The organism is Spiroplasma endosymbiont of Tricholauxania praeusta (assembly GCF_964019535.1).
In the GTDB taxonomy this organism is placed as follows: Bacteria; Bacillota_I; Bacilli_A; order Mycoplasmatales; family VBWQ01; genus Spiroplasma_E; species Spiroplasma_E ixodetis_A.
Genome location: NZ_OZ026450.1, coordinates 1,079,093 through 1,091,235, shown reverse-complemented (window position 1 = coordinate 1,091,235; position 12,143 = coordinate 1,079,093). Strand labels below are relative to the sequence as shown.

Sequence of the window (12,143 nt, the reverse complement as noted above, 5' to 3'; positions counted from 1 at the left end):
ATTGATTTTTAAAAAGATTGTAACTTTTAAGTTACAATCTTTTTTTACATTTTTGGTAAATTTGGCTTAAATTCAGTTGTTGTTGATTGATTTTGCGAATCCATGGTGTTAATTTTTGTGATTACTTGTTTTGGTCAAAATACTTCTTTTTGTTCTTTTGTAAAGAGTTCAATTTGTTCTTTGGTGAATGCGGGTATTTGTTCACTTGTAAAACTTTGTATTTGTTCTTTGGTGAATGCAGGTATTTGTTCACTTGTAAAACTTTGTATTTGCTCAGGTAATAATGCTTGTATTTGTTTTTCTGTTAGTACTTGTATTTGTTCTGTTGTAAAAGCAGAGATTTGTCAAAATGTAAATTGTTCAATTTGATGTGGCATTAATGCGGGTATTTGTTCGCTTGTGAGTGCTTGTATTTGTTGAAGTGTAAAACTTTTTATTTGTTCTGCTGTAAATGTTTTAATTTGTCAATTTGTTAATCATTTTATTTGTTTTGTTGATAATCTTTGTATTTGTTCAGTTGTGAGTGTTGAAACCAATATATTTGTGCTTCTTTTTTTATGTCTATTTTTGTTTTTAGTTGTTGTTAATGGCGTTGTTATTTGTTGTCTTAACTTTTTTCCTCATTCTTGTGATTTTAAAAAATTTTAATATGTTTGTTCAACTTTATTTTTGTATTCTTGAATAGAATTTTTTCAAGTAATATTTTTTATATTAGTAGGATCTGTACTGTTAGTATTAAAAGTTACCAATTCACTGGTATTATTAATAAGTAAATCATTCATTTTAGATACCTCTTTTTAACTATAAAACTCATTACTTTAAAAAAAGTAATGAGTTAGAAATGTTTAGAATTATTGTTATTTTTACTAAATCTGCTTATCTACTAAAATTTTAGCACCTTATAAATAAAATACAATAAAAAATAAACACGTATTTTAGTTATATCAATTTATAAAAAATGGAATAAAAAATATTAAGAAATAAAAAAGTAAAAGAAGATATATAATTATCTTCTTTTAAAAATTATATAGTTTTTTTAGCAGCAGTTTTTAATAGATTACCTGTGATTAAAGCTGTTAGTTGATCAAAAAACTGATTTGGACCATCAATAGTTCCTCATTCTTGACCAACAGTTATTAGTTTACCTTTATTAACAATAAAAACAATTGGTAAAGCTTTAAATGCTCTTTCTTTATCAACAGGATTTTGAATTTCCTTGACACCTGAATCAGCAACAGGTGCTGAACTATTATCAGAAATTTTATGGTCAAGTAGTCAATGATAAATTTGTTGTTGTCAACTAATTTTTTTATCATTTCAAAATTGGTTAACAATATCACTACTAGGGTTGGCATAAGGAGATTTTTCATAAATTTTAATATCAATAGTCCCATTAGTAGTAACACTGTTTATTTCAGTTTTCTTTTCTGTTAATCAGTTATCTCATTTACTTGGTACATTATTATTTTTGATTTGCATTGTGTGTAAACCGTCAATAATTTGCTTAGAAAGTGGATTATCAGCAGCACCAAGGATACCAAAAAAAGCATGCCCACTATTAACATCACTAATAAATTCTTGATATTTTGAATCATCTGTACAAGCACTAACTTGTAAACTGGTTGTTGTGCCTATTATTAAGGCTGCTATTAGTCCAAATTTTTTACGCATTTATTTTCATCACCTTCAATATAATATCATAAAGTTATATGAGTAATAAATTAATAATTAAATATAACGTACTAAGTATACTATGTTATAATCTTGATAACAATATAAAAATCAAAAGGAGTAGTTTTTTTTCTATATGGACAGTAATTGGTATATTTATTTAATAATATTGCTAGTTTTATTATTTTTAAGTGGTTTTTATTCATCTGCTGAAACATCATTAACTTCTTTAAATGTTATAAGAATTAAATCTATTGGTAAATTACGTAGTAAGAAAAGTCGTCGTGCTAATATTGTATTTAAGTTAGTTAAAAATTATAATGTAACTTTAACAACAATTTTACTTGGTAACACAGTAATTAATGTTGGAATTGGTACTTTAAGTACCATATTATTTATTGATTCTTTTCATGTTTCTCCTACTTATGGTCCTTTAATATCAACTTTAGTTTCGGCGATTGTTGTTTTAATTATTGGTGAAATTATACCTAAAAGTGTTGCAAAATTACATCCTGAGACAATAGCTTTAAATTATGCATATATTTTGTATATTCTTAATATTATTTTTTATCCAATAACTTTTATTGTTACTTTATTTCAATTTAAAAGTAAAAAACCAACAAGTTCTGAACAAGAACTTATTGAACTGATTTCAATAATTGAAAGAGAAGGAGTTCTTGAAAAAGCAGAACGTGATTTAATTGAATCTGCAATTAAATTTGATGAAAAATCAGTTTTTCAAGCTATGCATCCCAAAAGTAAAATTAAATATATTTATGATGATACGCCACCTAAAGTTATTAAACATCTATATTTAGAAGAAAAATATAGTAGAATTCCTGTTTTAGATCATGTTAATCAAAATGTAATTGGTATTTTAAATATTAAAGAATTTATTATTAATATGTTAGAAAATGAAAATCCAGATTTATTACAATTAATGTTACCAGCAATTTTTATTTCTAAGCGTACTAAGTTAAATGAAGCATTGGAAATTTTACAAACCGAAAGAATGCATATGGCTATTGTCTGCAATAATAAAGATAAAAAAGATTTTAATGGTATTATTACACTTGAAGATATTCTTGAAGAATTAGTTGGTGAAATTTATGATGAAACTGATGAAATTGGATTGATACAAGAAATAGGAACACATAAGTTTCGTGTTGATGGTTCTTCAAAACTTGAAGTATTATTTAAACGTTATTTAAAAAGAAAACCTCCAAATTATAATAAACAAACTGTCCAAGAATGATATATGTTTAAAACAAAAGTAAAGAAAGTAAGGAAAAATAGCCCACTTTTAAAATTTCGAAATTTTTCATTTAAAGTTATAAAGGTTCGCAAAGAATTTGCTGTTTTTGAAGTTGAAATTTTTACTAATAAAAAAATTAAAAATAAATGAGAATAGTTAGTGCAGTATTTTTATTTAAATGCTACAATGTAAAATCATAATTATAATTATGATATGAAGGGGAGGTTAATTATGAAAAAAGGTATTAAATTAGTAACTATGATTACAGCATTAAATCTTGTAACAGTTAATGGTTTAATGTTAACGTTTTCTCCAGACAGTGATCATTATGTCTATTTAAATAAGCATGATGCTAATGCTAGTTTATTAAAATGAAAACTTTCACCAGAAGATGCAAAGATGGTAAAAAAATATGAATATAAAATACATCAAATGGCAAGTAAAGAAAGTATTGATGAATTTAATAACTTGTATGATAATAATAAAAGTGATGTAATTTGAAGTAATTATGATAGTTTACAATATGATTTAACTCATACTAAAATTGGTGGTAAAACCATTGATGTTAATTGAGTTGAAATCTATAAAAAAGCTGGTTTAAATAATGAACAATTACAATTAGCAGAGCAACAACAATTACGTTTTTATAATATTTTTGCTAAAGTTTTTCATAAAAACACTGTTATTAAACTAATTCAAAAAGTAGCACCAGTTGCTGTAAGTGATAGCACAGTAGCATGAACTGCTTTTAATTCAGAAGCTGATAATCAACGTATGGGTTATGGTCCTGAATTTGCAAATATTAATTTAATTGATCAACAATTTCAAGAGGGATTTTGATCTTCAGATCAAATAATTAGTGTTACAACTCACGAATATGGTCATGCTTTAAGTAATTTTATTGGTTTAAGTGCTGATGAAAGAAATTCATTTAATGCTAATTGAAAGTGACCAGATAGCAGTTATAGTGATATTAATACTAATATGACATCAGTTTCTCATAAACTAACCGTTAACAATGATAACAAACAAATTTATGATCGTACTTGATATTTAATTGATTATTTAGGTCAACAAGCAAAATTAACTAATATTAAGCAAAAATTATTATTTGGTTTAATAACAGTTAATAGTAATTATGGTCGTAGTGCCTGATTTAATGGTAAATATAATATAAATCTTGATGATGAATTTTTTGCCGAAAGTTTTGCTAGGTGAATTTTAACGCCCCAGAATCAGCGTGATTGAGGATGAGAATTAGAAAATAGTTTTTTCTTACATTATTTACCAACGGTTTTATAGCATTTTACTAGTTAAAAAGGAGAAATAATTCTCCTTTTTTATTATTTGGTATAATAAATTTAAATAAAAGAATTGAGGAAAGTAGGTAATTTTATGTTTGGCAAAAATATCCATGATCATGAATCACAGCAAAAAAGTTGTTTAAAATGTCAGTATGAAAAACTTTTTAAAACAGGTAAAATATTATTTGATGAATGAGATAAACAACCACCAGCACCTGCTCAATTACTTAAAATAAAAAAGCAATTAAATGAATTAAAAATTAAAATTGAAGAACAAAAAAATGATTCGGAATTAAAGTTTTGTGCCAATCACCCAGAAATTTTTGACTTCTTGCCTTTAGAGGTTTTATAGTTTTTTTGTATTAATAGTATTAAAATATTTATATTTAGTAGAAATTAATGCCCTATTGTTTTAAAAAATAAAACAATAGGTTTTTTTATTTTAGTATATTAAATTTATAAAAAACTTTTTTAAATAAAAACCTATTTACTTTAAAAATAAAGTAAATAGGTTAAAAACTTATATTAATTTTTAAAAACTATATCATATTACAAATATAGAAATAATAGTTAATATATTTTCATTCCTATTAAATATAAATTTCACTTTCTTCATAAAGATTTAATAATTTTGATAAATGATCACCAACTCCACCCTCATCATTAGTTTTAGTAGTAATATCATTGGCAATACTTTTAATAACAATATTACCATTTTTCATTGCTACACCATAGCCAACTTCCATCAACATTTCTTTATCATTAATTTCATCACCATAAGCAATAACATCTCTAATATCAACATTATAATATTGAGCCAAAATGCGAGCTGTCATTCCTTTATCAATAAATTTACTTGAAATTTCAAAGATTAGTTTATTATTATCATAGCGATTTCAAGTATTTACCTTAATTGAGTTTGAATATTTTTCTAAGTCACGATATACTTGATCAAGATTAGTATTTTCTTTAAATTCAATTAAAATGGCATTAGCGCTCCCTTTTCAATCACGAATTAATTTACTAATTGTAAAAGTATCATTCTCAATAGTATCTAAATGAAAATAAGTTTCAAAGAAATCATCTTTTTTTCAACATACTGCTTTGTTGTAATATTCAATAATCGCGTTTTCAATTTGTTGAAAAATATAGTCTTCATTTAAAATATGTTTAACAATTGTTTCAGAAATTGGAAAAACTAATCGTTTGAATTTTTTGATTTTTGGATCATGAATATGCCCACCATTAAAATTGCATAGTAATGTATTAAGACCTAATTCACGATAAAATTTAATTGATCCACGATAAGGTCGACCAGTGACAATACAAACAATATGACCTTGTTTTTGAGCATCAATTAGTGCTTTTTTAGTATTAATATGAATTTCTCGACCACCACTTTTTAATAGAGTACCATCTAAATCAACTAGGATTAAATGTTTTTGTTTTTTATTGTATAAAGACATTATCTCTTCCTCCTATCTTTCTTTCTCGATAAAATTAATACCCATTGTGTCTTGAACAAAGTTTAATTTTTTAGTAGCAATATTATTAGCAAAATTTGCACCTTCTTCTAAATATTTTGCTAATTGTGATGATTTTTCGTTAATAAATTCTTGGTGTTTTTTTTGCATTGGTTCTAATAAATCATTTATTACTTTAATTACTTCTTCTTTTAAAAAACCATAATTGTGATTGCTGAAGTATTGTTCACAAGTTTTGATATCTTTTTTAGTAATGCTAGCATAAATAGTTAATAAATTACTAACTCCAGGCTTATGTTCTGGATCAAATTTAATAATATTTTCTGAATCAGTAACTGCTTTTTTAATTTTATTGGTAACTTCTTGTTTGCTATCGCTTAAAAAAATAGTATTTTTTAGATTAGTATCAGATTTTGACATTTTTTTTTCAGGTTCTTGTAAACTCATAATTTTCTGTGCTTGTTTATCAATAATTATTTTAGGAATTTTGAATAAATCAGTTTTATAATTGTTATTCATTCTTGTTGCTAAAGTTTTTGTCAATTCTAAATGTTGAGTTTGATCAACACCAACTGGCACAAAATCAGCGTCATATAGTAAAATATCAGCAGCCATTAATGCTGGATATGTAAGAATACCTGTTGGAATACTAATCGTTTTATTTTGTTGATTTGTCATTTTTTGACTTTTATCTTTAAATTGTGTCATTCGTTCTAATTCACCGACATAACTATTACATAATAATATATATCCTAATTGACTATGGGCTAAAACATCAGATTGAATAAAAATATGAGATTTATTTGGTATAATACCAGCAGCAAAATATCAAGCGGCAATATCTTTAATATTATCTCTTAATTCTTGTGCTTTTATTGGTAGTGTTAATCCATGTAAATTTGCAACAAATATTAAGAGTTCATGTTCTTCTTGCAATTTTAAAAAATTATTAATTGCTCCCAAGTAGTTACCAAGAGTTAATTTTCCAGTGCTAGTTATTCCAGATATAATACGAGCCATATATTTTGCTTCCTCCAAATTAATTTTTTAATATAATTAATTATCAATGATAAAGTTAAATAATTCAATTAATTATATTAAAATTTGTTTGATTTTGATATAATAAAAACATAAATTAAAAATAGTTTTTGACCCATAGCTTTTATTTTTTAAGAGTAATGGGTTTTTTTACTTTATAAAGGAGTTTTTTATGTTATTTGGAGAAGAAAAATATAAGGATGATTTACAAAAATATTTAAAGAAAATAGAAGATCGAAACAATGTGAAAGAATATCTTCAAACTCTTGGCTTAAAACTTGAGGAATTAGAAATCAAGAAACAAAATATTGCCGAAAAACAAGCAAGTTTTGAATTTGAAAGAAAACAACTAGAAGATATATTGAAGAAAGCTGAAAGTCAATTAATAAATATCAAAGATAGTGAAGATAAAAAAACATTTATTGAACAATATGTTAATCAGATGACTGATAAATTAAAAGCAGTTAATGAATATATATACTTTAGAAGTTGAAAGTAAAGAAACTAGTAAAGATATAAAAAATAGAAATCTAGACAGAGTAGATAACAGAAGAACCTTAGAAAGAATTAGAAATGAATTATTTAATTTAAAAAAAATAATTCAAGAATCATCTTTTTAATGATAGTTTAAAAGCATTAAAAGAAAATATGACAAAATTACAAGAAGAAAAAACTAAAATATTAAATTTAAAAAAAGAAATTTTAAAAAAAGAAGAATTGAAAGCGGAATTACAAAGTTTAGAAAAGTTAATTGCATTAATAAAACAAAAATCAGAAATTGAATTAGAAATTGAAAGATTAGAAAAAAACAAGGAACAATTAACAACAGAGATTGATGTAAATAACGGTCAAATACAATCTATTTTTAATGATAATGAAACTTCTAAAGAACAATTAATCACAAAAATAGATGAAATAAATTTAAATATTAAAACATTAAATGACAATATAGATGCAAAAACTAATTCAATTTCTTGTTTAGAAAAAGAAATTAAAAGTAATGAAGAAAATATTAGTTTAAAACTAAAAGATTCAGAAAATATTTTTCAAAATATTATAGTTTTGCAAGATTGAAGAGATAGTATTTGACGTCGTGTTATTTCACTATTAACTTTTGGCATTTTTTGTAATTACAAAAGTGTTCAAAAAAAATTAGATAAAGAATTTGTTAATCGAAGTAATATAAATAAAGAAATTACTGATTTACGAATGACAAATGAAAATAAAATAAAACAAAAAAAATTTGTCTGATGAAATATTAAAACATAAAAAAGAGACAAATACATTAAAGGAAAATTGATTTTCATTAAAATCACAATTAAACAAAAAGAATAGTACTAAAGAAATAGAAGATTTAAAAGTAACTAATAGTCAAAAACAATTTTTATTAGAAAATACAATACTAAAAATTAAACAACAAAGAGAAAAATTAAAAAATATTTCAATTGAAAATATGCAACCATTAACTGATTTAGAAATACTTCAAAAAGAAAAAAGTGATAAATTAAATTCATTAAATGCCATTAGTTTAGATAAACTTGATAAAGATATAGAAACACTAATAGTAAGAGAAAGTGAATTAAAAATAAAAATTAATGAAAATAAATCATCTATTTCAGATTCTAGTTTAGATAATTTTAAGATAGAAGTAGAAATTGAAACAAAAAAACAACTTTTAGAAATAGAACCATTTACTAAAGTAAAGCCGCTCTTAGAAAAGAGTAATTCTAACGATTCTGGTATGTCAATATCGAGTGAAAATTTCCCAAAATAATTTAGTTTTTTTGATAAGTATTTTGGGAAATTTAAACTATTTCAGTAAAATACACAAATTTTAAATAATCCTGAAAATTTTAGTTTCTATTTTTTATAATATAGAAATATTTAATATTTAAAAATTTATTAATTATAATATTGTTAAAAACTAAATATAGTTTTTAACCCATTGTTTTATTTTTAAACAAATAGGTTTTTATTTTGAAAGGATAGTTTATATGGAGACCAATTCATGAAATGATAGTATGCTATCGGTAATTATTAATAACATAACTACTTTACCATCGGTAATCTCAACTCCTGTATCAAAAATATTCAATAAAATAACAACAACTGAAATGACAAATTTCAATAATCAAACTAATAATGCTAATAATACTAGTACTGAACTTTTTGAAACAAAAAAAGATATATGAACAAATATTAAAAATTATTTAACTAATTTTTATGAGTCAGATTATTTTTGACCAACAACAGGTTTTATTGGTTATGGATTAATTACAACATCAATTATTATTGGTTATTGTATTTATAATTGTAAAATAAATAACAATAAAAAAAACTTATTAAAAGAACTTGAAAAAGAATAAATAAATTCAATGGAGTTGACAAATCAACCTTCAACTAGTGGATATAATAATCGTGCTTTTTTTGCCTAAATTTTTTCAATTAACAATGAAAGTTCTTTTTTTCTAGTATTTTATAAAATACTAGAAAAAAATAAAAAAAGAGTTACTAATGCTCTTGGATTTCAAAAAGACAAATCAAAAGTAAACAGTGAAGCTTCAACAAGCAAAAGTCAAAGTTCTAGTAGAAAATCACAAAAAAATGTAAAAGAGGAAGATATTGAATTTGTAATCTCTTTATATCTTTAAAATCAATTTTAAAGCACCAAATTTGCTCATATACAAACATTTTAAAAATTTATATGGTTTAGTATTCAAAAAATGTAAATCTTATATAACTTTAATTAGGAATTATTGATATCCATATCTTCAAGGATGATTTTTATTGGGTATATAAACTTTTTTAGTTTTTATCAAGTTGTCTTTAATAATTGGTTTTAGTGCTATTTCTTTTAGTTCATATATTTGATTATTGTAACTAAGATATAATTCATTAATAAACGATTTAAGTACAATTACATCAATTCGAGATTGTATGTATTGAACTTTGTTATTTTTATAAGGAAAATATTTTTTACCATAATATGTTATAGTTGAACCACTATCTGTTTTTCTTTTAGAAAATCTTGAAAGATAAATATTTATTTCTTCTTGTGTAGGAGCTTTAACCATAGCAGATTTATTATCATCAATAGGAAAGGCAAACTGTTTATTAAAAACGTTTATGTACATTTTGAGAAATTGATTAGCTTCATCTAATGTTTTAATTTTATTAAGTCGTAATTCACTAATTAATCGACTTTGAAGTGTTCCAAATAAACGTTCAATTCTACCTTTAGCTTGTGGAATTGAAGTTCTAATTATTTCAACACCCAAATCATTACAGCATTTTTGGAATTGAGTATAAGTGTCATTTTCTGTGTTTATTTTACCTGAATCAATTTTTTTCTTATATCCAAAAACTGTTCTATTATCAGTATAAAATGTTTTTGGTATGCCATAATTAGTTAAAATTTGATAAAAAACATTATAATAACCATCTAATGTTTCTTGATGATCAAATCATAGTCCAACAATATTTCCTGTAGCATCATCAATTGCAGCATGTAAAAATGATTTTGGTTTATCGTTACCAAATCAATGATGATTACTTGCATCCATTTGAATTAATTCACCAAAATTTGTTCTTCGATTTCTTGTTGGATGTAAGTTATTTTTTTTATTTTTATGTCTTTTTGGTGAAGTAATTTTTTCTTTGATTAATATAGTATAAAGTGTGCTATATGAAATTTTAATTTTTTCTTCATTCATTAATTTCTCATGAAAATGTTGAAAATTAAAATTATAATATTTTGTTTTATACAAGTTGATAATCTTAATTTTGATTTCAAAATTTGTTGCCTTATTAGAAATTGTATTGCGAGATTTATGAATAAAACCAACTTTACCTTCTCTATTAAAAATTTGAATTAATTGGTTAATTCTTCTAATAGTTAGATTAAGTTTATTCTTGGCTTGATGTTTAGATAATTTATTAATAATAATATCATTTATAATTTTGTACTTATATTTTTCTTTCATAGTCATGCTTCTTTCCATTTTTATCACCAAGTATATTTAACTTCACTTTTGGGAAATTTTTACTCGATAACTAATAGGAAATTATCACTAAATAATGACACTAACGATTCTGGTATTGATATAACAACAGAATCAATTAAAATGATAAGATCAGTTTAATTTATTAAAGTATTTAAATTAAATTTTATTTGTCTTTAAAAGATAAATATTTATAAAGTATTAATTGTTACTTTATTATTTATATTATTGACTGGGTTTTGTAATTCAAAGTTATTGATGTTCGTTACATCATTATTTGCTAATAAAGGAGTTCTATTTTTAGATTTTGAAAATGATACTAGCATATTTTCTACTAATCCTTTAGTGGCATTTGTTATTTTTTTATTACCAACTTGTGTTATGTTTAAACTATGAATTAAAGGTACAGAACCCATTATGCATACTACTAAATTATTTGGATTTAAAATAGTATTTAATTTATCTTTTATTGATTTTCCATTTCTTGTATTATCATAAAAAAATAAAATAGTTGATAAACTAAGACCAGTTAATAATATTCCGGTGGAACTAATTATAGTTCCAATTATAAATTCTTTAAAATATTTACTGTTATTATTTTGAATAGGCATGTTTAGTTAACTCCTTGTTTTTTTACGCATAAAAATTATTTATTTTTAATTATTTACTTTAAAATAAAGAAAATTTAATTTTATAATTTCATTATATTATAATTCAAATTATAAATAAAATTTAAGGAATAAAAGTATCTATTTTTCAAAAAATAATATGATATAATATGTGGGTGAAGGATATAGCGGAAAAGGTCTTTCATGTACTTATTTTCTAAGTTTGGTCAAAGATAGTGTGGAAATATATATTATTATAGTAATGTAGAGTTTATTAACTTTTATCTTTAAAAGATAAAAAAATATTAATTTTAAAAAAAGAGTATTTAAATCAAATGTAGTCTAAAAGCAAAGAGGGGTATTGTCATGATTAAAATATATGTTTCGCCAAGTTGTTTGTCTTCAAAAAAAGTTATTCAATTTTTTGATAAACATAAAATTCCATATATTAAACGTAATATTATCCATAATCCATTGACCGATACTGAAATTAAATTATTATTAAGATTTGTACCAAATGGTGTTGGTGATATTATTTCAACAAGAGCAAAGTTTATTAAAACACATGCTATTAATATTGAAAAGTTAACAATGTTACAAGTTTTTGATTTAATTAAAACTTCACCAACTGTTTTAAAACGTCCAATTATTGTTCAAGAAAATAAACAACGTATTCAAATTGGTTATAATGAAGATGAGATTGAATTATTTTTACGTGGTTCTATTGAAAACGAATTTGAAGATTCTTGTGAAATATTTTAATTGAAATATGATTGGAATAC

16 protein-coding genes are annotated in these 12,143 nt (G+C 23.3%); 9 read left to right on the top strand and 7 right to left on the bottom strand.

What is annotated here, in order from left to right:
- Nucleotides 1-44: 44 nt before the first annotated feature.
- The 3 genes from AACK96_RS05945 to AACK96_RS05935 form a co-directional block, all read right to left on the bottom strand.
- Entirely contained in the window at nucleotides 45-536 is a 492-nt protein-coding gene (locus AACK96_RS05945; protein ID WP_338973843.1) for a hypothetical protein, read from the bottom strand.
- A 108-nt stretch (nucleotides 537-644) separates the two neighbouring features.
- On the bottom strand, nucleotides 645-782 hold the full coding sequence (locus AACK96_RS05940) for a hypothetical protein (RefSeq protein WP_338973842.1): 138 nt from the start codon (nucleotides 780-782) through the stop codon (nucleotides 645-647).
- Nucleotides 783-1,023: 241 nt separating this feature from the next.
- On the bottom strand, nucleotides 1,024-1,671 hold the full coding sequence (locus AACK96_RS05935) for a hypothetical protein (protein ID WP_338973840.1): 648 nt from the start codon (nucleotides 1,669-1,671) through the stop codon (nucleotides 1,024-1,026).
- Between the two features lie 136 nt (nucleotides 1,672-1,807).
- Here AACK96_RS05935 and AACK96_RS05930 point away from each other — a divergent pair, with 136 nt between their 5' ends.
- The 3 genes from AACK96_RS05930 (at nucleotide 1,808) to AACK96_RS05920 (ending at nucleotide 4,582) form a co-directional block, all read left to right on the top strand.
- Complete coding sequence (locus AACK96_RS05930; protein ID WP_252320658.1) at nucleotides 1,808-3,082, top strand: hemolysin family protein; 1,275 nt, start codon at nucleotides 1,808-1,810, stop codon at nucleotides 3,080-3,082.
- A 75-nt stretch (nucleotides 3,083-3,157) separates the two neighbouring features.
- A complete protein-coding gene (locus AACK96_RS05925) occupies nucleotides 3,158-4,228 on the top strand; it encodes a hypothetical protein (RefSeq protein WP_338973838.1) in 1,071 nt (356 codons plus the stop codon).
- Nucleotides 4,229-4,321: 93 nt separating this feature from the next.
- On the top strand, nucleotides 4,322-4,582 hold the full coding sequence (locus AACK96_RS05920; protein ID WP_338960761.1) for a hypothetical protein: 261 nt from the start codon (nucleotides 4,322-4,324) through the stop codon (nucleotides 4,580-4,582).
- Between the two features lie 238 nt (nucleotides 4,583-4,820).
- Here AACK96_RS05920 and AACK96_RS05915 read toward each other — a convergent pair whose 3' ends face one another.
- Both AACK96_RS05915 and trpS read right to left on the bottom strand, forming a co-directional pair.
- Nucleotides 4,821-5,696: a Cof-type HAD-IIB family hydrolase gene (locus tag AACK96_RS05915; RefSeq protein WP_338973836.1), complete on the bottom strand. Its 876-nt coding sequence runs from the start codon at nucleotides 5,694-5,696 to the stop codon at nucleotides 4,821-4,823.
- Nucleotides 5,697-5,708: 12 nt separating this feature from the next.
- Nucleotides 5,709-6,734 (bottom strand): tryptophan--tRNA ligase, encoded by a 1,026-nt coding sequence (gene trpS / locus AACK96_RS05910; RefSeq protein ID WP_338973834.1) that lies wholly within the window; start codon nucleotides 6,732-6,734, stop codon nucleotides 5,709-5,711.
- 190 nt (nucleotides 6,735-6,924) lie between these two features.
- On the opposite strand from trpS, the gene AACK96_RS05905 reads away from it, so the two are divergent.
- The 5 genes from AACK96_RS05905 (at nucleotide 6,925) to AACK96_RS05885 (ending at nucleotide 9,118) form a co-directional block, all read left to right on the top strand.
- Nucleotides 6,925-7,251 (top strand): hypothetical protein, encoded by a 327-nt coding sequence (locus AACK96_RS05905; protein WP_338973832.1) that lies wholly within the window; start codon nucleotides 6,925-6,927, stop codon nucleotides 7,249-7,251.
- Nucleotides 7,220-7,372, top strand: a complete 153-nt coding sequence (locus tag AACK96_RS05900; protein WP_338973831.1) for a hypothetical protein — start codon at nucleotides 7,220-7,222, stop codon at nucleotides 7,370-7,372. The genes AACK96_RS05905 and AACK96_RS05900 overlap by 32 nt, the downstream gene beginning before the upstream one ends.
- Before the next feature lie 28 nt (nucleotides 7,373-7,400).
- Nucleotides 7,401-8,021, top strand: coding sequence for a hypothetical protein (locus AACK96_RS05895; RefSeq protein WP_338973829.1), 621 nt, complete (start codon nucleotides 7,401-7,403; stop codon nucleotides 8,019-8,021).
- Nucleotides 7,996-8,526, top strand: coding sequence for a hypothetical protein (locus AACK96_RS05890; RefSeq protein ID WP_338973828.1), 531 nt, complete (start codon nucleotides 7,996-7,998; stop codon nucleotides 8,524-8,526). The genes AACK96_RS05895 and AACK96_RS05890 overlap by 26 nt, the downstream gene beginning before the upstream one ends.
- A 247-nt stretch (nucleotides 8,527-8,773) precedes the next feature.
- Entirely contained in the window at nucleotides 8,774-9,118 is a 345-nt protein-coding gene (locus AACK96_RS05885; RefSeq protein ID WP_338973702.1) for a hypothetical protein, read from the top strand.
- A 387-nt stretch (nucleotides 9,119-9,505) separates the two neighbouring features.
- Here AACK96_RS05885 and AACK96_RS05880 read toward each other — a convergent pair whose 3' ends face one another.
- The gene (locus AACK96_RS05880; protein WP_338973446.1) at nucleotides 9,506-10,753 is read right to left on the bottom strand and encodes an ISNCY family transposase; all 1,248 of its coding nucleotides are present in this window, start codon (nucleotides 10,751-10,753) and stop codon (nucleotides 9,506-9,508) included.
- A 191-nt stretch (nucleotides 10,754-10,944) separates the two neighbouring features.
- Nucleotides 10,945-11,364, bottom strand: coding sequence for a hypothetical protein (locus tag AACK96_RS05875; protein ID WP_338973826.1), 420 nt, complete (start codon nucleotides 11,362-11,364; stop codon nucleotides 10,945-10,947).
- Between the two features lie 363 nt (nucleotides 11,365-11,727).
- Here AACK96_RS05875 and AACK96_RS05870 point away from each other — a divergent pair, with 363 nt between their 5' ends.
- The gene (locus AACK96_RS05870; RefSeq protein WP_174481244.1) at nucleotides 11,728-12,123 is read left to right on the top strand and encodes a Spx/MgsR family RNA polymerase-binding regulatory protein; all 396 of its coding nucleotides are present in this window, start codon (nucleotides 11,728-11,730) and stop codon (nucleotides 12,121-12,123) included.
- The last annotated feature ends 20 nt before the right edge of the window (nucleotides 12,124-12,143 follow it).